Below are 25,900 nucleotides of genomic sequence, written 5' to 3' on the forward strand. Positions count from 1 at the left end.
CGAATTAAACGTAAACAGCCTCTACTCATCCTTTCGGACGGTTAGAGGCTGCTTTCTTTCGCCGCTCGCTTATTATTTACCGTACTCGCTCGGGTTCGCGCTCCAAGCTTTCAGCGCTGCCAGATCCTGCTCTTGAATGCTGCCCTGCTTCAGAGCAACGTCCAGCAGCGAGCTGTAATTCGTCAACGTACCGAATGGCACGCCAGCGTTCTCGAACGCTTCCTTTGCCTTTTGGAACTGGTACGAGAAGATCGCCAGTACGCTAAGCGCTTGTCCACCAGCCTCATTTACGGCCAATGCCACCTTCAGCGAGCTTCCGCCTGTGGAGATGAGATCCTCGATAACAACCGTTTTTTGACCTGGGCGGATGACGCCTTCGATCAAGTTCTCTTTACCGTGGCCCTTCGCCTTGTCGCGAACATAAACCATTGGAAGCCCTAGCTTCTGCGCTACCCATGCCGCATGGGGAATTCCGCCTGTCGCTGCTCCAGCAATCACTTCTGCGTCTGGATGCAGCTCGCGAATCAAGGCGACAAAGCCCTCGGCGATGCGCTCACGCACTTCAGGGTACGAGATCGTAATGCGGTTATCGCAATAGATCGGCGATTTCAATCCGGAAGTCCAAGTGAATGGCTCGTTCGGACGCAGCGATACGGCATTGATTTTCAGCAAATCCGATGCGATTTGTTCCGCCAGCTCCGGGCGGGTTGGGATGGTGATTTGACTCATATCAAATGTCCTCCTTCGAATTTGAACAGGATATTAATTTACCGATGCAATGATCGATTCCAGTGCCTCACGCGGATTTGCCGCCTCGGTGATCGGACGTCCAATCACGACAAAATCCGTGCCCTGCGTGAAAGCTTCCTTTGGTGTCATCACTCGGGATTGATCCCCAATGTCTGCTCCTGCAGGACGAATGCCAGGCGTTACGGTGACAAAGCCTGCTCCACACGCCTGCTTAATGCGTACGACCTCCAGAGGTGAGGCGACTACGCCGTTTAGACCCGCTGATTTGGCCAGCGAAGCATACCGTACCACGGCCTCTTCAACCGTTCCTGCGATGCCAATCTCGTCGTTCATGACGGCTTGGCTTGTGCTTGTCAGTTGAGTCACGCCAATCACCACTGGACGCAAGCCCCCTGCTTGAAGCCCCTTGTCTACGCCTTCCATAGCCGCTTCCATCATCGTTTTGCCGCCTGCCGCATGGACGTTAAACATATCTACACCCATCCGGGTGATGCTCTCCGCTCCGCCTTTGACCGTATTCGGAATATCGTGCATCTTAAGGTCTAAAAACACTTGGTACCCCTTCTCTTTGAGCCTCGCTACAAATTGTGGGCCTGCGCTGTAAAACAGCTGCATCCCTACCTTCATGTAGCATGGAATGCCTTGCAATGCGCTAACCAGCGCTTCCGCCTGTTCGGCATAGGCATAGTCCAAGGCTACCATGATGCGTTCCGCTACTTGCTTATTCGTTGTCGTCACCGCTTGCGCCTCCTGTATCCTAAATGATCCGCTGTTTACCCTATGATTGGGTCCAATCAAGGGATTAGCACAGCACCCCGCTCACAAATCGCAGGACACTGTGCTAATTCAACTCGTATTATTGATGCACCGGCATTGGTGTCGATTGGAAGTAGATGGATTCCAGCACGTGCAGCAGTGCGCTTACCGTATCCAGCGATGTCATACAAACGATGCCGTTCTCAACCGCTTCGCGGCGGATGCGGAAGCCGTCACGCTCTGGAGTTTTCCCTTTGGTCAGCGTGTTGACGACAAAATGCGCTTCGCCATTGCGAATCAGGTCTAGGATGTTCGGCGAGCCTTCGCTCAGCTTGTTCACGCGGTTGACAGGCAGTCCCGCTTCTTCTAGCGTTTTAGCTGTGCCGCCAGTAGCTACAATGCGGTAGCCCAGCCGATCGAAGCCGCGGAAAATCGGAATCGCTTCGTCTTTGTCCTTGTCTGCGATCGTGGCGATGATAGCACCTGTTGGCGGTATTTTCATACCGGAGCCGATCAAGCCTTTGTACAGTGCCTTAGCAAACGTTTTGTCGCGGCCCATAACTTCGCCCGTCGACTTCATTTCCGGCCCCAGGGTCGTGTCTACACGGCGCAGCTTCGCGAAGGAGAACACAGGCACTTTAACCGATACATAATCATCTTCCGGCCACAATCCGGTTTCATAACCCATGTCTGCCAGCTTCTCGCCCATGATCGCACGAGTCGCCACGTTAGCCATAGGAATGTTCGTGATTTTGCTCAAGAATGGAACCGTACGCGAGGAGCGCGGATTCACTTCGATGACATACACTTCATCTTTGTAGATGACGAACTGGATATTCACAAGACCGACTACTTGAAGGCCTCTAGCGATCTTCGTAGTGATGTCGATAATTTTTTGCTTCAGCTCAGCGGAAATCGTTTGTGTCGGATACACGGCAATCGAGTCACCGGAGTGAACGCCGGCTCTTTCGATGTGCTCCATGATGCCTGGGATCAGAACCGTTTCCTTATCGCAAATCGCGTCAACCTCTACTTCTTTACCCAGCATATAACGGTCGATCAGAACCGGATGCTCAGGGTTGATCTTAACCGCGTACTCCATGTAGCTCAGCAGCTCTTCATCGGAGTATACGATTTCCATCGCGCGTCCGCCCAAGACGTAGGAAGGACGAACCAGCACCGGATAACCGAAGTTGGAAGCCATGCCTACAGCTTGATCCACAGACGTTACGGTGCCGCCTGGCGGTTGAGCGATATCCAGCGAACGCAGCAGCGCTTCGAACTTCTTACGGTCTTCCGCAGCGTCAATGTTCTCCAGATCCGTACCCAGGATACGCACGCCGGCTTTGGTCAGCGGAGCTGCCAGGTTGATCGCCGTTTGGCCGCCGAATTGGACGATAACGCCGATTGGCTTTTCACGCTCGATGACGTTCATGACATCTTCGAAGAATAATGGCTCGAAGTACAAACGATCAGATGTGTTAAAGTCCGTCGACACCGTCTCCGGGTTGTTGTTGATAATAACCGCTTCATAGCCAGCCGCTTGAATCGCCCATACCGCGTGAACCGTAGAGTAGTCGAACTCGATCCCTTGGCCGATCCGGATTGGACCGGAGCCGAGAACCACGACCTTCTCTTTCGTCGTTTCTTTCACTTCATCTTCGGTTTCATAAGTCGAGTAGTAGTATGGTGTAGTCGCTTCAAACTCGGCTGCGCACGTATCAACCATTTTGTAAACCGGTTTCAGACCAAGGCTCAAGCGATAAGCGCGCACATCCGCTTCTTGCGTGAAGTTCAGGCCATTCTCCGATTGACGGCGAATCTCAGCAATCGCACGGTCCGTAAAGCCTTTGCGCTTCGCATCCAGCAGCAGCTCTTGGGTCAGCTCCGGCTGTTGCAGCTCAGCTTCGAACTTGATCATGCCTTCCAGCTTGTGCAGGAACCACCAGTCGACTTTGGTCAAATCTTGAAGCTGTTGAACCGTGTAGCCGCGGCGCAAGGCTTCAGCAATCAGGAACATACGCTCATCATCCGGCTTTGCCAAACGCAGATCTAAAGTAGCTTGATCCAATGTCTCGGCATCCTTCAGGTACAGACGGTGTACGCCGATTTCCAACGAACGGATCGCTTTGTGAATCGATTCCTCGAAGCAGCGGCCAATGGCCATAACTTCGCCGGTTGCTTTCATTTGTGTTCCGAGCTTGCGGTTTGCAGAAGTAAATTTATCGAACGGCCAGCGCGGGATTTTCGATACGATATAGTCCAGCGTTGGCTCAAAGCATGCATAGGTTTGTCCCGTAACCGGGTTGATGATTTCGTCCAGCGTATAGCCGATCGCAATTTTAGCTGCCATCTTGGCAATTGGATATCCAGTCGCTTTGGAAGCAAGCGCAGAGGAACGGCTAACTCGCGGGTTAACTTCGATAACATAGTATTGGTAGCTGAGCGGATCAAGTGCGAACTGTACATTACAGCCGCCTTCGATGCTCAGCGCGCGGATAATTTTCAGCGATGCCGAACGCAGCATTTGGTATTCACGGTCGGACAGCGTTTGGCTTGGCGCCACTACGATACTGTCGCCCGTATGTACGCCTACCGGGTCAAAGTTTTCCATGTTACAAACTACGATACAGTTGTCGTTCGCGTCGCGCATTACCTCGTACTCGACTTCTTTCATGCCGGCAATGCTCTTCTCGATCAAGCACTGGCCGATCGGGCTGTAGCGGATCCCGGACGAAACCGTTTCAAGAAGCTCCTCTTCCGACGCACAAATCCCGCCGCCAGTACCACCCAAGGTGTAGGCTGGACGAACGATGATCGGATACCCGATTTCGTTAGCAAAATCCAACGCTTCTTGGACCGTTGTAACGATAACGCTCTCCGGTACCGGCTGCTCCAGCTCGCGCATCAGATCGCGGAACAAATCGCGGTCTTCCGCTTTTTCAATCGCTGTCAGCTGAGTGCCGAGCAGGCGAACATTTTCACGCTCGAGCACGCCTGCGCGCGCCAGTGCTACGGCCATGTTCAAGCCGGTTTGACCGCCGAGTGTAGGCAGCAAGCCATCAGGACGCTCTTGACGGATGATTTGTGTTACAAACTCCAGGGTGATAGGCTCGATATATACTTTATCCGCCATGTTCGTGTCGGTCATGATCGTTGCTGGATTAGAGTTGATCAGGACAACCTCGTAGCCTTCTTCTTTCAACGCTTGACAAGCTTGTGTTCCAGCGTAGTCGAACTCCGCCGCTTGGCCGATAACGATCGGACCCGAACCGATTACGAGAATTTTTTTGAGTGTATTATTTTTCGGCATAGTGCAGTTCCCCTTTCGATGCGGATGCCTGTGCTGTGCTTCCTGCTTGGAATGCTGCAGCGATTTGCGCTTGGCGCGACAGCTGCGGACGGCTTTGTTTGAAATCACGGATCATTTGAATGAAATCGTCGAACAGATAGCTCGAGTCAAAAGGACCTGGCGCGGCTTCCGGATGGTACTGCACCGAGAACGCAGGGTATTTCTTATGCTTCAGACCTTCGATCGTGCGGTCGTTGTTGTTGATATGTGTTACTTCCAGCTCGGTGCCTGCAATTGACTCCTCTTTGACCGTGTAACCGTGGTTTTGGGAGGTGATGTAGCAGCGGCCGGTTTGCAGATCCTTCACCGGATGGTTTCCACCGCGATGGCCGAACTTGAGCTTCTCCGTGTCTGCACCGCTTGCCAGAGCGAACAGCTGGTGACCCAGGCAAATGCCGAAGATCGGGAACTCGCCTAGCAGCTCGGAGATCATTTTGGCTGCATGCGGAACGTCCTTTGGATCCCCAGGGCCGTTGGACAGCAGAATGCCATCCGGAGCCAGACGGCGGATTTGGTCTGCCGTTGCGTCTTGCGGCACCACTACCACGTCGCAGCCGCGCTTCGTCAAGTCGCGGAGAATCCCGCTCTTGGAGCCGAAGTCAACGAGCACTACACGCTCTTTCGTGCCTGGGCAGCCGAAGACGCTCTTCGTGGACACGCGCGACACTTGATCGGTCATGAGCGGATTAGCTTTCAGCTGCTCCAGCAGTTCCTCAACGCGCTTCGTCGAGGTGGTCAAAATGCCTTTCATTACGCCATGGTGGCGGATACGGCGGGTCAGCATGCGGGTGTCGATGCCGCTGATTCCGATGATGCCATATTCTTTAAGCAAGCTGTCCAAGGTGTACTCGGCTCTCCAGTTGCTTGGCACCATTTCGTGCTCGCGCACTACAAAGCCGTGGATGAATGGGCGGATCGATTCAAAATCGTCGCGCGCAATCCCGTAGTTCCCGATCAGCGGGTAAGTCATCGTTACGATTTGTCCACAGTAGGACGGATCGGAGAGAACCTCTTGGTATCCTGTAATCCCTGTATTAAAAACGACCTCGCCAACCGAGTCGCCTTCGCTTCCGAATGCTTTACCGGTAAACAATGTACCGTCTTCCAACAACAATCTTGCTTGCATCGATTTCAACTCCCTTTGATGTTAATGGGCTTCCCTTAACCCCCCGCTCCCCTAAATCCCCCAGAGAGGGCCCCCCCCTGGGCACTGCCCCTGGACCGTATAACCCTATTGCATGAGTCACGGCGTGGCTTCGACGTTAGGTTTGAGCAGGAGCGCGTTTGTCATACCGGCAAAGTGCGCTGCACTTTCGCCGACATGACACGCTTGACTCTATGTGTTCTTACAATTGCTTATTTGTTATGAATAACGGCATACAGTTCCTCTAAAGCGCCAGCACCACTAGCTTTTGCATAATTTACGGAATCTAGTTCCACACACCGCTGCTCCTACTCCGACCAGACAACTTGTCCTTCTACCATCGTCATTGTCGGCCAGCCTTTCAGCTTCCAGCCAGTAAACGGAGTGTTGCGGCCCTTGGAAGCGAACTCCTCAGGATTCACTTCTTTCTCGTTCTCCAGGTCGATCAAGGTCAGGTCTGCGATACCGCCAACTTCCAGCTTACCCCAAGGCAAGCCGAACACGTCTGCTGGGAGCTTGGTCATTTTGTCGACAAGGAACTCCAGCGTCCATTGACCTGTGGCCACGAACTTCGTGTACAAGAGCGGGAAGGCAGTCTCGAAGCCGACGATCCCGAACGGAGCCAGCTGCACTCCGCGTGCCTTCTCTTCTTCGCTGTGCGGTGCATGGTCGGTGACGACGATGTCGATCGTTCCGTCCACCAAGCCTTCGATGCATGCTTGCACGTCGCGCGGGGTACGCAGCGGCGGGTTCATTTTCCAGTTCGCATCCATGCCCGGGATGTCTTCATCGGACAAGAGCAGATGGTGCGGACACACCTCAGCGGTCACTTTAATGCCGAACTGCTTCGCGTGGCGAATCAGGCGAACCGACTGCTCCGTGCTCACGTGGCATACATGGTAGTGCACGCCCGTAGCTTCCGCCAGCAAAATGTCACGTCCTACGTGAATCGCTTCCGACTCGTTCGGAATCCCCTTCAAGCCATGCTTGCGAACGAATTCGCCTTCGGAGAACGCCGCGCCTTCAACCAGCGTATTGTCCTCGCAGTGAGCGATGATCGGCATGCCGATCGAAGCCGCTTTGGCCATCGCATCCTTCATCATTTGAGCGCTTTGTACGCCTACGCCGTCATCCGTGTAGCCAATAACACCGGCTTCCTTCAATGCATCGAAGTCCGTCAGCTCACGGCCCAGCTCGTTTTTCGTGATGCAGCCGTAAGGCAGAACACGAACGATCCCTTCGGTCTCCGCTTTATCCAGCACATACTTAACGGTTTCCACCGTGTCGATCACTGGTCTCGTATTCGGCATGCAAGCGATCGTTGTAAAACCGCCTCTTGCCGCAGAGCGAGTACCGGTTGCAATCGTTTCTTTATGCTCGAAGCCCGGCTCACGCAAATGCACGTGCATATCGATCAGGCCCGGCGTGAGCAGCTTGCCAGCCGCATCGATCACCGTGTGACCCGCCACCTCTGGAGCCGCTCCGCCTGCATTCAAAATGCTTTCAATTTGCTTGCCTTCTACTAATACATGCCTCAAACCCTCGCCAGAAGCTACTGCTGCGTTTAAGATCCAAATTCCCATAGGAACCTCCGTTTACCTTGTCGATGAAATAAGTGCGCTTATCAGGTAATGTGCTAGCTTAACGCCCGCTCTATGACGGCCATCCGAATCGGAACACCGTGACCCATTTGCTCAAAAATTTTCGATTTCGGGCACTCTACGAGCTCGTCGTCGATTTCCACATTCCGGTTGACCGGCGCCGGATGCATAATGATCGCGTGCCGCGCCATCCGTTCCGAGCGCTCCACGGTCAGCCCGTAAGCTGCCCGGTAATCGGCCGCCGAGCTAAACAGCGCGCCTTCGTGACGCTCCAGCTGCACCCGAAGCATCATCACGACGTCAGCCTTCAGCGCCTCGTCCATCGAGATGTACGGCGCATACTCGGCAAGCTCGGGTGCCTGCATGCCAGACGGCGCGCAGAAGCTTACTTTTGCTCCCAGCGACCGCAGTGCCCACAGGTTCGAGCGTGCTACACGGCTGTGGAGAATGTCACCGATGATCGCCACATGCAGTCCGCTTAGATGTCCGAAGTGCTTCCGCATCGTGTACAAGTCCAGCAGTGCCTGCGTCGGATGCTCGTTGTTCCCGTCCCCTGCGTTGATCAGCGGCACTTTGACTTTCTCCGCCAGCTGGGCGAGCAGCCCGTTGGGCTTCATCCGGATGACCCCGGCGTCAATGCCCATCGACTCTAGTGTTTTTACCGTATCGTAAATCGATTCCCCTTTTTCCACACTGGAGACGGCCGCCGAGAAGTTCAGCACCTCTGCGCCCAGCCGCTTCTCAGCCACTTCGAAGGAAAATCGTGTGCGCGTACTATTTTCGAAAAACATATTCGCAACAAATCGGCCCTGCAAATGATTGGACACCTTCACCGGATGCTGCTCCCAGTAGGCCGCGCGGTCCAAGATGTTGGTCAGCTCCTGTGCGCTCAAATGCTTGGTGCCGAGCAGATGCTTCTCCGTTTGAATTTTGACGCTGCTCATTCGGTTGGCCTCCTTTGTCCTTTAATTACTACTTGATCCTTGCCATCCACTTCCTGAAGCTTCACTACAATGCTTTCCAGGCGGGAGGTCGGAATGTTCTTCCCTACAAAATCAGGTCGGATGGGCAGCTCGCGATGACCGCGGTCTACCAGTACGGCCAGCTGAATCATCTGCGGTCGTCCGAGATCCATCAGGGCATCCATCGCCGCTCGCACAGTGCGACCCGTAAACAGCACGTCATCGACCAGAATCAGCTTCTTGTTCTGCACTTCCAGCTTGGCTTCGACCGCCGCTGCTTCTTCCCCGCTGCCTACAAAGCTCGCTTCCGTCTCCCAGCTCCGGTCATCCCGGTACTTCGTGACGTCCACTTCACCTACCGGGGCAGGCACACCCTCGATTTCGTGAATGCGCTCTGCGATGCGGTGGGCCAGGTATATTCCGCGAGTGCGAATACCGATCAGCATGCAGTTCTCAAAGCCCTTGTTTCGTTCCAAAATCTCATGAGCGATCCGCGTCAGCGCCCGCCGCATGGCGATTTCATCCATAAGTACATGCTCGGAATCCATTAAGGCATCTACCTCCTTATTCGAGCTTGCTACCGTGAGACATAAAAAAACCTTGCCCAGCGGGCAAGGTTTGCATACAGCAGAGCAGAACGGTCCTTCTCCCTCCGCACGTGCCTATGGCTTATCCAGCCTCTAGCCGCATCGGGTAGACCTGTTCTCTATCGCTCACCTTGCCAGCCTCACGGGACTGATTTTAAAGGTGCTTTTCAGTTACCAGCATTATCCCATGTTCGACATCGGTTGTCAATAGGTGCCGCGGAGTGTCGACAAGCATTGCTTGCGGCGGGGGTTTTATGCTATAAAAGAGGTATCATTTGATTGGCGGCTGGCAGCAATTGCATCGCAAGCTGCATAGTACAGGCCATTACATAAGGAGCTGGAATTTCTTTTATGTCTATTGAAATGAATACAGAAGAAGTCATCAACCTGATCAAAACCAGCAAGAAAAAAACACCTGTGAAAGTATATGTGAAGGGCGACCTGGAATCGATCTCCTTCGGAGACGGCATTCAAGCCTTCGTATCCGGTAAGAGCGGCGTACTGTTCGGCGAATGGACCGCCATCAAAGCTGTGCTGGACGAGCAAGCGGCTAAAATCGAAGATTATGTCGTTGAAAACGACCGCCGCAACTCGGCGATTCCTCTGTTAGACCTCAAAGGCATCAATGCCCGCATTGAGCCAGGCGCGGTCATTCGTGAAATGGTCGGCATCGGCGACAATGCCATCATCATGATGGGCGCTGTGATCAACATCGGCGCTTCCATCGGTGCTGGCACCATGATCGACATGGGCGTTGTCATCGGCGGCCGCGTAAAAGTCGGTAACATGTGCCACATCGGCGCAGGCTCCGTCCTCGCTGGCGTTATCGAACCGCCTTCCGCTCAACCAGTAGTGATCGAAGACGACGTTCTGATCGGCGCTAACGCAGTTGTACTCGAAGGCGTACGCGTAGGCAAAGGCTCCGTCGTTGCTGCAGGCGCGGTCGTTGTTGAAGATGTGCCGGAATACACCGTTGTAGCTGGTACACCGGCTCGCGTTATTAAGAAAGTAGACGACAAGACGAAGTCCAAGACCGAAATTTTGAAAGACTTGCGCACCCTGTAAGACGCAGCAGCGCACAGGTCAGGCTCGGCGAATCCACGCCGGGCCTTTCTCTTATCTATAAACTATGTAAGGAGGCATCGACAAGCCCATGACCACCATCGCATCCAACCGATTCGTACAAATTCGCCGCGATTTGCATCAAATTCCGGAGCCCGGCTTTCAAGAGTTCAAAACGCAGCAATACCTGCTAGACTATATCGCCAGCTTGCCGCAGGAACGGCTAGAGGTTAGAACCTGGCGGACCGGCATCCTTGTAAATGTGAAAGGGACGGCTCCCGAACGCAGATACGGCTACCGCGCCGACATGGACGGCCTGCCTATTCCTGAGGATACAGGCTACGAATTCAAATCGACGCATCCGGGCTTTATGCATGCCTGCGGCCACGATCTGCACATGACGATCGGCCTCGGCATCCTCAGCCATTTTGCCCACCATGCGATCCGCGACGATCTGACGTTCATTTTTCAGCCTGCGGAGGAAGGTCCGGGGGGCGCGAAGCCGATGCTCGAATGCGAGGAGCTGCAGGATCTGATGCCGGACGAAATCTTCGGCCTGCATATTGCGCCTGAATACCCAGTTGGAACCGTTGCAACGAAGCCGGGCATCTTGTTCGCCAACACCTCGGAGCTGTTCATCGACCTCAAGGGAAAAGGCGGACATGCCGCATTCCCGCACAAAGCGAACGACATGGTGATTGCGGCCTGTCAGCTTGTTGGCCAGCTGCAAACCATCATCTCGAGAAACGTCGATCCGTTAGATTCTTCGGTCATTACGATCGGCAAAATCGAAGGCGGCACGAAACAAAACATCATCGCCGAGAACGCTCGCTTGGAAGGAACGATAAGAACCTTTTCCGCGGAGACGATGACTCGGGTAAAAGCTCGGATCGAAGCGCTCGTGCGAGGGATTGAAGCTGGTTTTGAGTGCAGCGCAAGCATCGACTACGGCTCCAACTACCGCCAGGTGTTCAACGACCCGCAGGTCACAAGCGAATTTATGACGTGGGTTCAAGAAACCCAGCAGGATGCGATTCAGTTCATCGAGAGTAAAGAAGCAATGACGGGCGAAGATTTCGGGTACTTCCTGGAGCGAATCCCTGGCTTTATGTTCTGGCTCGGTGTCGACACACCTTATGGCCTGCACCATGCCAAGCTCGAACCAAGCGAGAATGCGATCGATACCGCGATCCAGCTGATGACCCGCTACCTCACGTGGAGAGCATCCAAGTAATTTCAAGGATTCGCTTTAAATAAAAATAAACAAGCTGCTTTTCCTCCAGCATCACGCCAAAGGGAAACAGCTTGTTTTTTTATACACCAGTATCTAATCCCTATTACAATGTCTTCACGAACATTTCCAGCTTCTCCATGGCCCGCTCCAGCACTTCCATACCGTAAGCATAGGAGATTCGGATATAGCCCTCGCCATAAATCGAGAACGCATCGCCAGGCACGACCGCCACACGCTGCTCCTCCAGCAATCGCATTGTAAAATCCATAGAGCTTAATCCGTACTGCTGGATCGAAGGGAACAAGTAGAAGGCGCCTTCCGGCTTAACCAAATCGATCCCCATCCCAACCAATCGATCATACACGAAATCGCGCCGCTTCACGTACTCCGCCTTCATCGGGAGCGCATCGTCGATGCCCGCCGTCAGGGCTTCAATCGCCGCGTACTGGCTGATCGAACTCGCGCAGGTGACGTTATACTGATGCACCTTCACCATATGCTGGGACAAGTAGGCTGGAGCCAGCGTGAAGCCAATTCGCCAACCGGTCATCGAATGCGATTTGGAGAGTCCGTTAATGACAATCGTCTTGTCCCGCATGCCCGGCAGCGCAGCGATCGAACGGTGAGGCGCATCATAGATGAGCTCACTGTAGATTTCGTCCGAAATGATAAAGAGATCACGGGCTTCCAGCAGCCGAGCCATCTCGAGCAGCTCGTCCTCCGTCATCACCCGGCCGGTCGGATTCGAAGGGTAGCATAAAATGATGCAGCGCGTCTTGTCCGTCAAATGCGGCTCCAGCAGCTCAGCCGTCAGCTTAAAGCCATTGTCCCGCGTATCGACATAGACAGGCACGCCTCCACAAAGCCGAACCAATGGCTCATACCCCGGATAGATCGGGCCTGGCAAAATCACCTCTGCGCCTTCGGTTAGGATCGTTCTCAGCGTAATATCCAGTGCCTGGCTGGCGCCGGTTGTTACAATGATTTCATCCGCCGCGTTATACTTGAGGCCGTATTTTGCTTCCGCAAACGATGAGATCGCTTGCCTTAGCTCCGGCAGACCGGGATTCGGCGTATAGGTTGTCCGATGATCTGCAATCGCCTGCTCAGCCGATCTCAGAATGTGCTCCGGCGTCGGGAAATCCGGCTGGCCAATCGTTAATGTGATGGCGTCTTTATAAGTGCTGACCAAATTCGAGATTTTCCGGATGCCCGAAATTTGAATCTCGTTTACCCGCGGGTTAATTAAACGCTCCAGCCTCTCCATCCCAATGCCCCCCATGACTTACCTTGTTTTTAACAGCTCCAGCAGCTGGTTCATATCCTCCGGCAGCGGCGCTTCAAATTGCAGCATTTCCCCTGTTCGTGGATGCTTAAAGCCAAGTACAGCAGCATGCAGCGCTTGGCCATCCATCGTCAGCCCCCGATTGCGGACCGGTCCGTAAGCCGGATCGCCAACCAGCGGGTGGCCGATAAATTTCATATGCACCCGGATCTGGTGCGTTCTTCCGGTCTCCAGCTTCAGCTCCAGCAAGGTGTAATCGCCGAACCGCTCCAGTACGACGAAATGCGTCACCGCGTGCTTACTGTTTTTCTCCGTTACGGTATAAAGCTTACGGTCCTTCGGATCGCGTCCGATTGGTGCATCTATGGTCCCGTTGTCATGAGGCACATTGCGGTGAACCAAAGCGATATACTTGCGCGTGACCGTATGCGCCTTGAGCTGTTCCGTTAAACCGGCGTGTGCTAGATCGTTTTTAGCGACCATCAGAAGTCCAGACGTGTCTTTATCAATCCGGTGAACGATTCCTGGACGCATCACCCCGTTAATTCCGGACAAATCCTTACAGTGGTGCAGGAGCGCATTTACGAGCGTTCCGCTGTGATGTCCGAAGGCCGGATGAACGACCATTCCCCGCGGCTTATTAATGACGATGACATCCGAATCCTCGTAAACAACCTCCAGCGGAATGTCCTCCGGCTTCATATCCAGTTCTTCCGGCTCCGGCATCGTAAGTACGATCGTCTGCCCTTCTGAAAGCTTCTGATTCGGCTTGACCGTACGTCCATCCACCAATACAAAGCCATCCTTAATCCACTGCTGAATTTGTGTCCGCGACGTCTCTTCCTCTATCGCTTCCGTCAAAAACTTATCCAGCCTCTCGCCTGAATCCTCCGCGACCGTGACCCACTCATGCCGCTGCTCCGACGTTTCCAACTCCGGCCCGGTGATTCCGCTCATGATTGTGCGTCCCCGCTTTCCAGTGTCGTACGGCCGTTCTGCTTCGCCTCGCGGCGCCAGTTCAGGAAGGAATCCAGGAAGATCAGTGCCACCCCGATGCAAATCGCCGAATCCGCCAAGTTAAAAATCGGATACGTATAATCGACCGCTTTTCCGAACAAGTTGAATTGGAAGCGGAGCTGCAAAAAGTCCACCACCTCGCCAAAGAATGCGCGATCAATGAAGTTGCCTAGCGCCCCGCCGAGCAGCAGGCTCAAAGCCACCGGCAGCAGCTGCTTGCCTTCTTTCATCGTTTTTCTCAAGTACCAAATGATGCCGAGCGCTACGGCGAGCGTAATGACGATGAAGAACCAGCGCTGGTTCTGCAAAATCCCGAAAGCAGCCCCGCGATTCCGATGCGACGTAATTTGGAAAAACTCGCCGATCACCGAGCGCGATTCCCCCAGCATGAGTCGGTTCACAATCATCCACTTGGAGGCTTGATCCAGCAGTAATACGATCAATGCATAAACATAATATCTCAACTACTAACAGCTCCTTCTTCTGTTCCCGATGTTTATTGCGCGGCGGACTTTCCTGCGATGCAAGGATTTTCCTTCGCTAAAAACAGCCGGATACGCTAAAAATACAAGCACATGCAATTTTGAAAAGGAGGCGTCATTGATGACGAACCATCCGAACAATCCGAATAATCCAAACGGGCTTTCCGCCGCACAGCTTGAGCAGTTAACCGCAGCGCTGCGCGAGGAAAAAGAGTGGCTGGATCATCATTTTGAAGCTGATCATCATTACGGGCTGGAGGATTCGCTTCGCATTCAAACCGGCGAGCTCTCCGCTTACGATAATCATCCCGGCGATCTTGGCTCAGAAACCTTTGAGCGTGGAAAAGATCTGGCCTTAAACGAAAATGCTTCCCGTCACCTAAGCGACGTTAACGACGCATTGCAGCGCATGGAAGCCGGCGACTACGGCCTTTGCCGCACCTGCGGTCAGCCTATTCCCTTCGAACGGCTGCAAGCTATGCCTACCGCGGCTTATTGTATTAACCACGTGCCGACTCCTCAGTCAGCGGAGCATGACCGGCCGATCGAAGAGGAGGTCATGTCCTTCGGACGCTCCAGCTTAGACGAGAAGCAGGATCAGACGGAGTTTGACGGCGAAGACGCCTGGCAAATCGTCGAGAGCTGGGGCTCGTCTAACACGCCCGCCATGGCCGAGAATCCCAACGAATCCGACAACTACAGTGATATGGAGGTCGAGCCCGACGAAAACGTCGGCTATGTGGAATCGTTCGAAAGCTTCGTCGCCACGGACATGTACGGCAAGCAGATCACCGTCGTCCGCAACAAAGCTTACCAGAACTATATGCATAGCGGCGAAGGTGATGGACTGCTGGAGCCCGAACGATCTGTCGAAGACGACTACAATTGAGCCCGATAACGCAGAAACAACGAGCTGCTCCAAGTCAGAAGCATGGCTTCCCTTGGAGATTCAGCTCGTTCTTTCTTTACATTCCAAGCCTATACTTAGGATGCCGCTCCGGCGGCACCGGATTTAATAACGTTGGCGCATCGTTTGCACAGCGTGGAGTGCTCCTCGTCGTGCCCGACTTCAGGTGTGACGATCCAGCAGCGCTCGCATTTTTCACCGTCAGCGACTGTGATTTTTACCGCGCCGCCCTTAAAGCTGTGTGCTCCCTCTGGTACAGCTGCCCCTTCATACACTTGAACGGCCGAGACAATGAACAGCTGATCGAGCTGATCGAAGCCTTTTAAAAGCTCTGCCGTTTCCGCATTCGGATACAGCTGTACAGCCGCGCTGAGTGAGTTGCCGATGAGCTTCTCTTTCCGTGCTTCCTCGAGTGCTTTCAATACTTCATCTCGAAGCTCGATAAACTTCTCCCACTTTTCTTCCAACGTATCGTTAAACAGGCTGGCATCCACGACCGGCAGCTCCGCGACTTGAACTGTAGGCAGCTCCGTTCCAGGGATATACTTCCAAACCTCATCTGCTGTGTGCGGAAGAATTGGAGCGATCAGTTTAGTTATTGCCGTGAGTGCATCATATAATACCGTTTGCGCCGCGCGTCGGCCCGCATCGGATGGCAAGCTTGCATACAAGCGATCTTTCAAAATATCCAGATAGAACGCACTCATCTCCACAGCGCAGAAATGGTGCACAGTCTGATAAACGATGTGGAATTCATAGTTGTCATATGCTTTGACGACACGCTCGATCATCCGGTTCATCCGCAGCAATGCAAATCGATCCAGCTCTCTCATATCCGCGGCAGCTACACGATCCGTTGCCGGATTAAAGTCTGACAGATTGCCGAGCAAGAAGCGCAGCGTGTTGCGGATTTTACGGTAATTTTCCGAGATTTGGTTCAAAATGTTATCCGAGATACGAACATCGGACTGATAATCCACCGAAGATACCCAAAGGCGGAGAATATCGGCACCGAGCTTGTCGCACACTTGATTCGGATCGATGGTATTGCCGAGCGACTTGGACATTTTGCGCCCTTCGCCGTCTAGCGTAAAGCCGTGGCTCAGGATGCCTTTGTACGGCGACTGGCCTTTTACCGCTACACCGGTGATCAAAGACGAGTTGTACCAGCCGCGGTATTGGTCCGAGCCTTCCAGGTACAGGTCCGCCGGCCACTGCAGCTCCTCGCGGGAGTCAAGCACAGCCACATGGCTGGAGCCGGAGTCAAACCATACGTCCATAATGTCTGTTTCTTTGCGGAAATGTTCATGACCGCACTTAGAGCAGGTGACGCCGGATGGAAGAAGATCTTTTTCCTCTCTTACAAACCAGGCGTTGGAGCCTTCCTGTTCGAAAATGCCCGCCACGTGCTCAATCGTCTCTTGGTTCGCGAGCGGCTCGTTACAGCTCTTGCAATAGAAAATCGGGATCGGCACACCCCACGCGCGCTGACGGGAAATACACCAATCTCCGCGGTCGGCGATCATGTTGTGTAGACGAATTTCGCCCCACTCTGGCGTCCATTTGATGCGCTTGATCTCTTCCAGCATCTCGCTTCTGAATTTGTCGATCGAAGCAAACCATTGCTCGGTGGCACGGTAAATGACCGGCTTCTTCGTCCGCCAATCGTGCGGGTATTGATGCTGAATCGTCGACACGTGAAGCAGATGCCCGGATTCCGTCAGCATATCGATAATCACTTTGTTGGCCTTCTCATAGAACATCCCTTCAAAGCCAGGCGCCTCCGCCGTAAAATGGCCCTGGTTGTCCACCGGACACAGGACGCCTAAGTTATACCGCCCGCTCACGATAAAGTCATCTTCACCATGACCCGGTGCCGTATGCACGCAGCCTGTACCCGCTTCGAGGGTAACGTGCTCTCCGACCATAACAAGCGACGTACGATCATAAAACGGATGGCGGCACAGCACGTGCTCCAGCTCGCTGCCTTTTACCGTAGACAATACAGACACGTCGGACCAGCCGATTTCCTTCGCTGCCGCTTCCAGCAGCCCTTGCGCCAGAACGTACTTCTTCCCTGCAGCTTCGACAACCACGTAATCAAAATCAGGATGCACGCTGATCCCCAGGTTGGCAGGCAGCGTCCAAGGCGTTGTCGTCCAGATGACAATCGCTGCATCTTCCGGAAGCTTGCCCTTGCCGTCCTGAACTTGGAACGCCACATAGATCGAGGACGAAGTTTTGTCCTTATATTCGATCTCCGCTTCCGCGAGCGCGCTCTCGGACGATGGAGACCAGTAAACCGGCTTCAAGCCTTTATAGATGTAGCCTTTGTTGACCATGCCGCCGAAGACGCGAATTTGCTGTGCTTCATATTTCGGCTGCAGCGTAATATAGGGGTTGTTCCAGTCTCCGCGGATGCTGAGGCGCTTGAACTGCCCTTTTTGCCGCTCGACCCACTGCAGCGCATACTCCTTGCAGTAATCGCGGAATTCGGACACGCTCATCTTCTTGCGATCCACTTTGCCGCTGTTCGCAATCGCCTGCTCGATCGGAAGACCGTGAGTATCCCAACCCGGTACGTATGGAGCGTCATAGCCCTGCATCGTTTTAAAGCGGACAATAATATCCTTCAAAATTTTGTTCAGTGCATGGCCAATATGAATATCCCCGTTCGCGTACGGCGGTCCATCGTGCAAAATAAACTTCGGTTTGCCCTTCCGGCTGTCCTGCACTACCTTGTAGAGGTTCATTTCTTCCCATTGCTGCTGCATCTTCGGTTCCGCCTGAGGCAAATTCCCGCGCATCGGAAAATCCGTTTGCAGCAAATTTAACGTTTTGCCATAATCCATGTCCATTCCACTCCTAGCTTGACTTATCCATAATTAGTTGCAACAAGACCAACAAAAAAAAGACCCTGCATCTCCTCGGGCATGTTCTGAAAAACACACCCAGGGACGAGAAGTCTCGCGGTACCACCCTGATTAAGACCCGGCAACTGTTCGCTTAAAGGTCTTCACTCAACTGATCGATAACGGGATCACCCGATCCTCTTTACTGCCGTGAAGGTTCAAGAGACGCTCCTGGGTGATCTTCCATTGCCGCCGAAGGCCGGGCTCCCACCAAATCCCCGGTTCGCTGACTTCGTCATGCGCAACGTACTCGTCCCAATCAACGCTTTCCTGCTGGTTAACTTATACTGGAGTATAGCGAAAAAAAAGCGTTACGTCAACTTCCCGCTCCGCGCAGAACCAAGACCTCTCCGCTCCGAGAGGCCTTGAGCATGTAAGTATGGCTTAAGCTTGCTCGATCTCCGTCCGCTCCAGCGTGCTCCAGTCTTCTTGGCTAAGAAGCTCCAGCTGGGCTTCGATCAACGTCCGGAAACGCGTGCGGTAGATGGAGGCCTGCTTCTTCAGCTCCTCGATCTCCAGCGCAATCTTGCGGGACTTGGACAGCGACTCGTTAATAATCCGGTCCGCATTCTTCTCCGCTTCCTTCAAGATGAGCTGCGCTTCCTTCTTCGAATTCGACTTCACTTCATCCGCCGCTTCTTGAGCGACAATGATGGTTTTGCTGAGGGTCTCTTCGATGTTGGAGAAATGATCCAACCGCTCTTGGATCGTTTGGAGCTGATTTTGCAGTTCTTTATTTTCACGGATCAGCGCTTCATAATCCTTTATGACCTGATCCAAAAATTCATTTACTTCATCTTCGTCATAGCCGCGGAACGATCGACCGAATTCTTTGTTATGTATATCGAGCGGTGTTAAAGGCATTGCTGCACCTCCTGCAATTTTGGGCGAACCAGTTCCCCTGTTCAGCTTGCTATCCATAAAGTGCTATATTCGACAATCCGTTTCATATTCCTGCACACGCGAACAAAAAAAATCGGCAACTATGCATATTTGCCGATTTTCAGTCGAAACCTTCCTTTTTTTGTCAAGCCTTCGATCTCAAGCACCTTAAATCGCCCGAAGCCCTGAAGTGAAATGACATCGTCCTGCTTCAAGGCTTTGCTCGGGTCTTCCTCCTGCTTCCAATTCACCTTGCAGCGTCCGGCCTTGATCGGAATCAGCACCTTGGCGCGGCTCAGACGATACACATCGCTGACAATGCCATCGAGCCGAAGCGAGGCGACCGAAAGGCTCATCTCCTCCAGCTTCGTGCCCGTCGCATGCAGCTTCTCGAGCGGGAGCAGCTCCGTTTGTACATGAACTCGATGCACTTGGCTCAGATTGAGCCGCATATAGTCGGCCACCTCGGCCGCAACAAGGAAGTGACAGCCGTTCTCGCTTGGATAAATATCGCCGATTTTGTCACGCTTGATACCAAGGCCCAGAATCGCACCCATGTAATCGCCATGGTCCAATTCCTTCAGCTTATCGTCGAGTGACGTCACTTCGATCAGCCGAATTCCCGTGTCCTCTGCGTCCAGCACGCGATAGTCCGGCGCCACCAGCGCCCTTCTCCGTTCGGCGTCCGGATGGCCGCCGTCAAAGCGCACCTGTACATCCTGGCTTCGATTCACCAGTGTCGTTAAGATGAACGCTTGCCGCGGATCTAAGAAATCCGTCAGCTTGACTGCATGCTGCTCCGCCCGTTCGACCCATTCTGACGCCTTATCGACGAAACGGTGCTCATCTGGATGAAAGTGCGTATAAAGTAGTTCATTCATGTTGTGAGTTCACCTGCATTCTAGCCCGGAATGATAAAGTTGACCACGGCAATGATGCCTTCACCCACAAAACGAAGCGCGATCAGCGCAACGATCGGGGAAATGTCAATCATCCCGGCAATCGGCGGAATAAAACGGCGAAACACGCCCAAATATGGCTCGCTCAGCTTGCCCAAAATTTCACCGATGAAGCTTTCTCTTGCACTAGGCAGCCATGACAGCAGAACGTAAGCGATGATTACGTACTGGTAAATATCAAGCAGCGTGCGAATGTAACCGTCAATAGAGTACAATCCGCTGTTCACCTCGTTCTTCTTTAATGTGAATTACCCTTCATGATTCATTATTTCCGAGATGGAGCCGTGAATTTCAACGGTATCCGGAGTACATAAAAAGATATTTGGGCCGATCTTCGAAATCGAGCCATTCAGCGCATACACGGTGCCGCTGAGAAAATCGACGATGCGTGTGGCTTGGTCCGGACGAACGCGATGAAGATTGACCACAACAGGGCGGCGCGAGCGAAGATGGTCGGCAATTTCCTGCGTTTCCTCATACGATCGCGGCTCATGAAGCACCACACGAACATTTTTCTGCGAATGGATGCTCACAATGTTCCCCTTATTCGTATTCTTACGTAAATCGTGGGCCAGGGTTTCATGATCTTCATTCGTTTCTACCACCCGCTCGCGTTCCCGTTCACGTTCGCGTTCAGGTGCTTCCTCCTCTTCCTGCAAACCAAGAAAATTCATGAATTTATTCATTACTTTCATGACCTCTCCTCCTAAGAGTTTTGCCGTAGGTAAAACTGACTTCGCAAGCATAAGCTGGGCTTTCCGTAGGAAAGCCTGCTTCGTAAGCAATAACTGATTACACTCCTATTCCTTGCCCACCAAAATGGAACCCAGGCGCACCCATGTAGCGCCTTCCTCAATAGCGACCTCGAAATCATTGGACATCCCCATCGATAGATGCGAGACCGGGTAATCCAAAATGTTGGCCTCATTCAGCTGATCCCGCAGTTCTCGAAGTCCTCTGAACACCGGACGCGTCGACTCCGGCTCCGCCTCATAAGGCGCCATCGTCATCAGACCGACAATTCGGATATGGGGCATCTCACGAATCGCACCCGCGAACTCCAGAAGCGCTTCCGGTGCCAATCCATACTTAGTGTCTTCTCCAGATACGTTCACTTGAATAAAGCACTGAACCGTAACGCCAAGCTGAGCGGCCTTCTTCTCGATCTCCTTCGCCAGCGACAGCCTGTCCAACGAATGTATGTATGCAAATTTCCCTAGGACGTCTTTGACTTTATTCGTTTGCAAATGACCTATAAAATGCCAGGTCCCCTCGGCACCGAATGCCTCCCACTTGGACTGCACATCCTGCCAGCGATTTTCTCCAATATGCGACAAGCCTTGCCGCAATGCCTGCCCCGTCGTTTCCAAGGAAACATACTTGGTCACAGCGATTATTTCCACTTCACGCCGGTCCCGGCCTGCACGTTGGCATGCCTCAGACACCTTCGATTCCACCAGTTGTATTCGTTCCTGCAGCGTGGTAGTCACCTTCGACGGGTCACCTCACCTTATGATTTCGTATCTGATGCGAATCGGATATCACCGTCAAATCGATGGAGCCCGCAATCCAATCCATGCTGCCATCCGCCCTGTCTTCCCGCCCTCTTTGCGATGGGAAAAAAACAGATCCGTGCGACAGCTTGTGCATAAACTACTTACTTCGATATGAATCGGCAAAATTCCTGCTTTCATCATAATTTGTCGATTCAGTTCTTGCAAGTTCAAATTGTACTTCCCGTTGTCCTTGGTCTTGTAAATCGGCTGCTCTCCATGGGGAGCGCCCCCTCCCTTATGAAGGTCCTGAATCACATTGTCGATCCGGGAAATGACCGTATCATCCACTTCATAGCAGCACCCTCCGATCGACGGGCCGATGGCGGCGAGCACGTCGCGAGGCTTCGTCCCGAACGCTGCGCTCATCGTTTCCAGCGTCGCCTTGGCGATCTGGAGAGCCGTCCCCTTCCAGCCCGCATGAGCGAGTCCGACCGCATGATGAACCGGATCATAAAAAAAGAGCGGGACGCAATCGGCAAACTGCGCGAACAAAAACAAGCCTCGCTCTTGGGTCACAAATCCATCCTTCGCTTGCAGCGCCGTCTCCCGCGAATTCTTGCCCGCCCCGCGTTGTGCTGGACCAACGACTTGAATTTCTTTGCCATGCACCTGCTCCGCATAGGTACACGCATCAAACGAGATGCTCAGCGCCTCCGCCAAGCGGATTCGATTCTGGACGACATCCTCCGGATCGTCCCCTACGTGCAGACCGCAGTTCAGGCTCCCGTAGGCTTCCTTGCTAACTCCGCCAATCCTTGAAGTAAATCCAGCAGACAACTCAGGGTAGGATGCCATCCATCCTTGAAGCTGCAGCACAACCGTATCATTAGGCGATGTATGTTCCACGAAAGGTTCTCTCACTGAATTCCCTCCAACTAGTTTCTTTCCAGTATACACCATACCAAAAAAAAGAGCATCCGTTACACGGATGCCTCGTGCTCTTTCTGCCCCACTTTATTTAATTGCGGTAGGATCGATGATATTCATTATAAGATGTGTCCGACTCTTCCTGAGGACGGTAGCTGCGAAGATCGTCCAATTTAACCAATACGACATCCATGCCGATTTTCACGATATTTTTCCAAGGGATCACCACATCCATCGTCCCGCCGAACAGACCAAAAAACCTCGCCGAATTCGGCACCACAATCGCTTCGATTCGCCCGTTCTGCAAATCCAGCTCTAGATCGCTCACTTGCCCCAGCTTTTTTCCGTCCACGATGTTTATTACGTCTTTGGTTTGGAAATCCGATATTTTCACGATGCAACCACCACGTATTCTCATGGATTTAGGCGATCCGCATCCGCCCTTTTGTATACTATATGTGGCAGCCTGGCAAAATGTCCATGCACCGCATAAAAAAAGACCTTTCCTGCGGACACACCTGCAGGTCAGGTCGGCTTGTCAATTTTTTACGTGCTTTTGCATTTGAGATATCGCCGATTTTTCCAGTCTGGATACTTGCGCTTGGGAAATACCGATCTCGTCGGCTACCTCCATTTGCGTCTTGCCATCAAAAAACCGCATGGACAAAATCATTTTCTCGCGGTCGTTGAGCTTTCTCATCGCTTCCCGTAGGGCAATGCCTTCAATCCAAGAAACATCCTTGTTGCGATCGTCACTGATTTGATCCATCACATAGATCGGATCGCCCCCGTCATGATAAATCGGCTCGAACAGCGACACCGGATCCTGAATCGCATCCAGCGCAAACACCACATCCTCCTTCGGCACATTGAGCGCTTCGGAAATTTCGTAGATCGTCGGCTCACGGGAGTTTTGATTCGTCAGCTGATCACGTACCTGGAGCGCCTTATAGGCAATATCCCGAAGGGAACGCGACACGCGAATCGGGTTGTTGTCCCTCAAGTAGCGGCGAATTTCGCCAATGATCATCGGTACGGCATACGTGGAAAACTTTACATTTTGGCTCAAATCAAAATTATCAATGGCCTTCATCAGTCCGATACATCCTACTTGGAACAGGTCGTCGACAAACTCGCCCCGGTTGTTAAAGCGCTGGATGACGCTCAGAACGAGCCTGAGGTTGCCGTTGACTAATTTCTCTCTTGCAGATCGCTCATTCTTCGTTTGCAAGCCCACGAATAGTTCACGCATTTCCGCATTGGTCAAAACGGGTAGCTTTGCCGTATCGACGCCGCATATTTCGACTTTATTTCGGGTCACCGTGATTACCTCCCAAGGAGAAACATTACTGTTAATTATCTCCTCGGAATGTTTTTTTATGCGCTGCCTCCTAGCCCCTAACTGCCCCTCTACAATGAAAAAACAGGTCAAATCCAGTCAGGATAAGCCCGTTTTCGCTTTCATTCGACACAAAAAAAGTTTTTTTCCAGTTTACACCATTTTGTTAAATTCTTTACGCAGCCGCTTAATGATGCGCTTCTCCAGCCTGGAAATATAGGATTGCGAAATGCCCAGCATATCCGCTACATCCTTTTGCGTCTTCTCTTCCCCGTCCTGCAAGCCAAAGCGCAGCTCCATAATAATCCGCTCCCGCTCCGACAGCTTATCGAGCGCCTTGTGCAGCAGCTTGCGGTCCACCTGCTCTTCGATATTGCGGTAAATCGTATCGTTCTCCGTCCCAAGAACATCGGATAGCAGCAGCTCGTTGCCGTCCCAGTCAATATTCAGCGGCTCGTCAAACGAAACCTCCGTGCGGATTTTGCTGTTACGGCGCAGATACATCAAGATTTCGTTCTCAATACAGCGGGAGGCGTAAGTGGCCAGTTTAATTTTTTTCTCGGGGTCGAACGTATTGACCGCTTTAATCAGTCCGATGGCACCGATGGATACCAAATCCTCGATATTGATTCCGGTGTTCTCAAACTTTCGAGCAATATAAACCACTAGCCGGAGGTTGCGCTCAATGAGCATCCCGCGGATCGCCGCGTCCCCCGATGGAAGCTTTTCCAGCAAATACTCTTCCTCTTCGCGGGTGAGCGGGGGCGGCAGCGCTTCACTGCCTCCGATATAATAGATTTCTTCGCCTTTGAGCCCGAGCAGCAGCAGCAGACGGAAATAGTTAATTTGCAGCATCAGCTTCCATTTGATCAGCATAGTAGGTTACCTCCTAAAGGCTTTCCGCAGAAAGCGGCATCGTCAGCATTAGGCTGAGTTATGTTGGGTGGGCAGCGACTTCGAATGCCAAACTATCGATTACAGCTGCAGCAAAGAAGGATGAATTATCGCTTGATACGCATTGTCCGAGCTTAGTCGCCCGCCGTCGAGTCCAATCAGCACCTTGCTCGCTTCAACCTGTTTGCCTTCCGTCGTAATGACGACGCGGTCCGGTTTGATCGCCAGCATAAACTGCGTGTTTCGGTTCACCCCCCGATAGGGAACCAGCCGAAGCCGATCCTGCCATATAAAAGGCTCCGTACCAATGGCCGACACTAGTTGATCCACTTCCGAGCGGCGTATTTTTTGCATCCAGGCCTCCGGGATTTGCTCGACCCACTGTCCTGCCTCCATCACCATCACCGGTGTCTTGGTCAGCGGATCATAGAGCTGATTGCCCGTATCAATAAGCCCGGTACAGCTGGAAGCAAATTCATCGATATGCACCACGACTTGTGCCATGAATGCGCTGATTTCCTGCTTCCGCTTCAGTCCCTCCACGACTTGCCGGTACACCCATATGGAAAAGGGGATGGAGAGCACGAGCAGCGGTGCGGTTACTTTCACATCCCGGCTCATTAAGATGCCGCTGACTAGCTCACTGGAGGATTGCCAAAAGTACGTTACCGCAAGCACGCCGCCGGCTGCAATGAAGTTGATCACGTAGAACGCGCCCAAATTGCGTATAAAATGCTGCATTCCGCTAAAGCCAAAGGCTACCAGCAGCATGATCAGGGAGAGGAGAAACTTAATAGCCATCGTGTACAGAAAGGTTAACGGAGGAAAAAACAATAGCACGGCATAGCTTGCGCCGATCCCAGCTGCCGCAGCCAGCCGCCAGAATCGCACTTTGATTCTTCGCGACCACGCCGTCGTCCACAGCAGCGCCCCGTCTACCAGCAGATTGAACAGGAAAATGATATCGATGTATACGACCATTCCCCTTGCCCACCTGCCTTTCGGAGCACTCTACTTCACTCGATAGAGACAAGTATACTGGAAACTTATTCCGAAGTCTGTCTAATTGTGCCGATTGGGAGAGACTATTTTTGTCGAGAGGGGGCAGTTGGAAAAAGAGTTCTAGATCCTTCCGTTCGCTGCGAGACAGCTGTATGTGCCTTCGGCCGCTGTTGAAAACGGGTTATCTTGAATTTAGCTTGTGGTCATAACCCGTTTTCAAAGGCGGCACGTAAACTCTGCGGCACATACACTGCTCTCCACTCTCCAAGGGATCCATGATCTACTTTCTCCAACTGCCTCTGAGTTGGGGTAGGAAAGACAAAAAAGCCGTCTCCAGGGGGTGCTGGAGA

The 25,900-nt window shown here is 52.8% G+C and carries 24 protein-coding genes and 1 other annotated feature; of the genes, 3 read left to right on the forward strand and 21 right to left on the reverse strand.

The annotated features are described in order from the left end of the window. Positions 1–72 precede the first annotated feature (72 nt). From pyrE to pyrR, 7 genes are all read right to left on the reverse strand, one after another. A complete protein-coding gene (gene pyrE / locus FPZ49_RS12520) occupies positions 73–729 on the reverse strand; it encodes an orotate phosphoribosyltransferase (protein WP_144847118.1) in 657 nt (218 codons plus the stop codon). A 33-nt stretch (positions 730–762) separates the two neighbouring features. Then, positions 763–1,488, reverse strand: a complete 726-nt coding sequence (pyrF, locus tag FPZ49_RS12525; protein WP_261381374.1) for an orotidine-5'-phosphate decarboxylase — start codon at positions 1,486–1,488, stop codon at positions 763–765. Between the two features lie 118 nt (positions 1,489–1,606). After that, positions 1,607–4,819, reverse strand: a complete 3,213-nt coding sequence (gene carB, locus FPZ49_RS12530; protein WP_144847120.1) for a carbamoyl-phosphate synthase large subunit — start codon at positions 4,817–4,819, stop codon at positions 1,607–1,609. Further along, the gene (carA, locus tag FPZ49_RS12535) at positions 4,806–5,984 is read right to left on the reverse strand and encodes a glutamine-hydrolyzing carbamoyl-phosphate synthase small subunit (RefSeq protein ID WP_144847122.1); all 1,179 of its coding nucleotides are present in this window, start codon (positions 5,982–5,984) and stop codon (positions 4,806–4,808) included. Before carA ends, carB begins: the two co-directional genes overlap by 14 nt. 326 nt (positions 5,985–6,310) lie before the next feature. Further along, a complete protein-coding gene (locus FPZ49_RS12540; protein WP_144847124.1) occupies positions 6,311–7,585 on the reverse strand; it encodes a dihydroorotase in 1,275 nt (424 codons plus the stop codon). A gap of 53 nt (positions 7,586–7,638) precedes the next feature. Then, positions 7,639–8,547: an aspartate carbamoyltransferase catalytic subunit gene (locus FPZ49_RS12545; RefSeq protein ID WP_144847126.1), complete on the reverse strand. Its 909-nt coding sequence runs from the start codon at positions 8,545–8,547 to the stop codon at positions 7,639–7,641. Further along, positions 8,544–9,113 (reverse strand): bifunctional pyr operon transcriptional regulator/uracil phosphoribosyltransferase PyrR, encoded by a 570-nt coding sequence (gene pyrR, locus FPZ49_RS12550; RefSeq protein ID WP_144847128.1) that lies wholly within the window; start codon positions 9,111–9,113, stop codon positions 8,544–8,546. The genes FPZ49_RS12545 and pyrR overlap by 4 nt, the downstream gene beginning before the upstream one ends. A 390-nt stretch (positions 9,114–9,503) precedes the next feature. On the opposite strand from pyrR, the gene dapD reads away from it, so the two are divergent. Together dapD and FPZ49_RS12560 are read left to right on the forward strand one after the other, a co-directional pair. Continuing rightward, positions 9,504–10,217 (forward strand): 2,3,4,5-tetrahydropyridine-2,6-dicarboxylate N-acetyltransferase, encoded by a 714-nt coding sequence (gene dapD, locus FPZ49_RS12555; protein ID WP_144847130.1) that lies wholly within the window; start codon positions 9,504–9,506, stop codon positions 10,215–10,217. Positions 10,218–10,305: 88 nt separating this feature from the next. Beyond that, complete coding sequence (locus FPZ49_RS12560) at positions 10,306–11,448, forward strand: N-acetyldiaminopimelate deacetylase (RefSeq protein ID WP_144847132.1); 1,143 nt, start codon at positions 10,306–10,308, stop codon at positions 11,446–11,448. 103 nt (positions 11,449–11,551) lie between these two features. Here FPZ49_RS12560 and FPZ49_RS12565 read toward each other — a convergent pair whose 3' ends face one another. The 3 genes from FPZ49_RS12565 to lspA are packed head-to-tail and all read right to left on the reverse strand — an operon-like array spanning position 11,552 to position 14,214. Then, positions 11,552–12,715 carry an aminotransferase A gene (locus tag FPZ49_RS12565; protein WP_144847134.1) on the reverse strand — a complete coding sequence of 388 codons (1,164 nt, stop codon included), beginning with the start codon at positions 12,713–12,715 and terminating at the stop codon, positions 11,552–11,554. An 18-nt stretch (positions 12,716–12,733) separates the two neighbouring features. Further along, positions 12,734–13,690 carry an RluA family pseudouridine synthase gene (locus tag FPZ49_RS12570; protein WP_144847136.1) on the reverse strand — a complete coding sequence of 319 codons (957 nt, stop codon included), beginning with the start codon at positions 13,688–13,690 and terminating at the stop codon, positions 12,734–12,736. Next, positions 13,687–14,214 (reverse strand): signal peptidase II, encoded by a 528-nt coding sequence (lspA, locus tag FPZ49_RS12575; RefSeq protein WP_144847138.1) that lies wholly within the window; start codon positions 14,212–14,214, stop codon positions 13,687–13,689. Before lspA ends, FPZ49_RS12570 begins: the two co-directional genes overlap by 4 nt. 139 nt (positions 14,215–14,353) lie before the next feature. On the opposite strand from lspA, the gene FPZ49_RS12580 reads away from it, so the two are divergent. Beyond that, the gene (locus tag FPZ49_RS12580) at positions 14,354–15,121 is read left to right on the forward strand and encodes a TraR/DksA C4-type zinc finger protein (protein ID WP_144847140.1); all 768 of its coding nucleotides are present in this window, start codon (positions 14,354–14,356) and stop codon (positions 15,119–15,121) included. A gap of 95 nt (positions 15,122–15,216) precedes the next feature. On the opposite strand, the gene ileS is transcribed toward FPZ49_RS12580, so the two are convergent. The 11 genes from ileS to spoIIGA form a co-directional block, all read right to left on the reverse strand. Next, positions 15,217–17,991: an isoleucine--tRNA ligase gene (gene ileS, locus FPZ49_RS12585; protein ID WP_144847142.1), complete on the reverse strand. Its 2,775-nt coding sequence runs from the start codon at positions 17,989–17,991 to the stop codon at positions 15,217–15,219. 98 nt (positions 17,992–18,089) lie between these two features. Then, positions 18,090–18,323 (reverse strand) — a binding site (T-box leader). 112 nt (positions 18,324–18,435) lie between these two features. Then, positions 18,436–18,915 carry a DivIVA domain-containing protein gene (locus FPZ49_RS12590; RefSeq protein ID WP_144847144.1) on the reverse strand — a complete coding sequence of 160 codons (480 nt, stop codon included), beginning with the start codon at positions 18,913–18,915 and terminating at the stop codon, positions 18,436–18,438. Positions 18,916–19,034: 119 nt separating this feature from the next. Beyond that, a complete protein-coding gene (locus tag FPZ49_RS12595) occupies positions 19,035–19,814 on the reverse strand; it encodes a YlmH family RNA-binding protein (protein ID WP_144847146.1) in 780 nt (259 codons plus the stop codon). 20 nt (positions 19,815–19,834) lie between these two features. Further along, positions 19,835–20,119 carry a YggT family protein gene (locus FPZ49_RS12600; protein WP_261381375.1) on the reverse strand — a complete coding sequence of 95 codons (285 nt, stop codon included), beginning with the start codon at positions 20,117–20,119 and terminating at the stop codon, positions 19,835–19,837. Positions 20,120–20,140: 21 nt separating this feature from the next. Then, positions 20,141–20,587, reverse strand: a complete 447-nt coding sequence (locus FPZ49_RS12605; RefSeq protein ID WP_144847148.1) for a cell division protein SepF — start codon at positions 20,585–20,587, stop codon at positions 20,141–20,143. A gap of 105 nt (positions 20,588–20,692) precedes the next feature. Then, the gene (locus FPZ49_RS12610) at positions 20,693–21,382 is read right to left on the reverse strand and encodes a YggS family pyridoxal phosphate-dependent enzyme (RefSeq protein WP_144847150.1); all 690 of its coding nucleotides are present in this window, start codon (positions 21,380–21,382) and stop codon (positions 20,693–20,695) included. Between the two features lie 57 nt (positions 21,383–21,439). Beyond that, positions 21,440–22,243, reverse strand: coding sequence for a peptidoglycan editing factor PgeF (pgeF, locus tag FPZ49_RS12615; protein ID WP_144847318.1), 804 nt, complete (start codon positions 22,241–22,243; stop codon positions 21,440–21,442). A 163-nt stretch (positions 22,244–22,406) separates the two neighbouring features. Then, on the reverse strand, positions 22,407–22,709 hold the full coding sequence (locus FPZ49_RS12620; protein ID WP_186445798.1) for a YlmC/YmxH family sporulation protein: 303 nt from the start codon (positions 22,707–22,709) through the stop codon (positions 22,407–22,409). Positions 22,710–22,853: 144 nt separating this feature from the next. Continuing rightward, positions 22,854–23,636 carry an RNA polymerase sporulation sigma factor SigG gene (gene sigG, locus FPZ49_RS12625; protein WP_144847154.1) on the reverse strand — a complete coding sequence of 261 codons (783 nt, stop codon included), beginning with the start codon at positions 23,634–23,636 and terminating at the stop codon, positions 22,854–22,856. 171 nt (positions 23,637–23,807) lie between these two features. Next, positions 23,808–24,530, reverse strand: a complete 723-nt coding sequence (sigE, locus tag FPZ49_RS12630; RefSeq protein WP_144847156.1) for an RNA polymerase sporulation sigma factor SigE — start codon at positions 24,528–24,530, stop codon at positions 23,808–23,810. A gap of 99 nt (positions 24,531–24,629) precedes the next feature. Continuing rightward, positions 24,630–25,529, reverse strand: coding sequence for a sigma-E processing peptidase SpoIIGA (gene spoIIGA / locus FPZ49_RS12635; protein WP_144847158.1), 900 nt, complete (start codon positions 25,527–25,529; stop codon positions 24,630–24,632). Positions 25,530–25,900 lie beyond the last annotated feature (371 nt).

This window comes from Paenibacillus cremeus (assembly GCF_007786445.1).
Classification (GTDB): Bacteria; Bacillota; Bacilli; order Paenibacillales; family NBRC-103111; genus Paenibacillus_G; species Paenibacillus_G cremeus.

Coding starts and splice junctions, on each gene's coding strand:
- pyrE (WP_144847118.1), bottom strand. CDS start 729: ATGAGTCAAATCACCATCCCAACCCGCCCGGAGCTGGCGGAACAAATC.
- carB (WP_144847120.1), bottom strand. CDS start 4,819: ATGCCGAAAAATAATACACTCAAAAAAATTCTCGTAATCGGTTCGGGT.
- carA (WP_144847122.1), bottom strand. CDS start 5,984: ATGCAAGCAAGATTGTTGTTGGAAGACGGTACATTGTTTACCGGTAAA.
- FPZ49_RS12540 (WP_144847124.1), bottom strand. CDS start 7,585: ATGGGAATTTGGATCTTAAACGCAGCAGTAGCTTCTGGCGAGGGTTTG.
- FPZ49_RS12545 (WP_144847126.1), bottom strand. CDS start 8,547: ATGAGCAGCGTCAAAATTCAAACGGAGAAGCATCTGCTCGGCACCAAG.
- pyrR (WP_144847128.1), bottom strand. CDS start 9,113: ATGGATTCCGAGCATGTACTTATGGATGAAATCGCCATGCGGCGGGCG.
- dapD (WP_144847130.1), top strand. CDS start 9,504: ATGTCTATTGAAATGAATACAGAAGAAGTCATCAACCTGATCAAAACC.
- FPZ49_RS12560 (WP_144847132.1), top strand. CDS start 10,306: ATGACCACCATCGCATCCAACCGATTCGTACAAATTCGCCGCGATTTG.
- FPZ49_RS12565 (WP_144847134.1), bottom strand. CDS start 12,715: ATGGAGAGGCTGGAGCGTTTAATTAACCCGCGGGTAAACGAGATTCAA.
- FPZ49_RS12570 (WP_144847136.1), bottom strand. CDS start 13,690: ATGAGCGGAATCACCGGGCCGGAGTTGGAAACGTCGGAGCAGCGGCAT.
- FPZ49_RS12580 (WP_144847140.1), top strand. CDS start 14,354: ATGACGAACCATCCGAACAATCCGAATAATCCAAACGGGCTTTCCGCC.
- ileS (WP_144847142.1), bottom strand. CDS start 17,991: ATGGATTATGGCAAAACGTTAAATTTGCTGCAAACGGATTTTCCGATG.
- FPZ49_RS12590 (WP_144847144.1), bottom strand. CDS start 18,915: ATGCCTTTAACACCGCTCGATATACATAACAAAGAATTCGGTCGATCG.
- FPZ49_RS12595 (WP_144847146.1), bottom strand. CDS start 19,814: ATGAATGAACTACTTTATACGCACTTTCATCCAGATGAGCACCGTTTC.
- FPZ49_RS12605 (WP_144847148.1), bottom strand. CDS start 20,587: ATGAAAGTAATGAATAAATTCATGAATTTTCTTGGTTTGCAGGAAGAG.
- pgeF (WP_144847318.1), bottom strand. CDS start 22,243: ATGGCATCCTACCCTGAGTTGTCTGCTGGATTTACTTCAAGGATTGGC.
- sigE (WP_144847156.1), bottom strand. CDS start 24,530: ATGCTGATCAAATGGAAGCTGATGCTGCAAATTAACTATTTCCGTCTG.
- spoIIGA (WP_144847158.1), bottom strand. CDS start 25,529: ATGGTCGTATACATCGATATCATTTTCCTGTTCAATCTGCTGGTAGAC.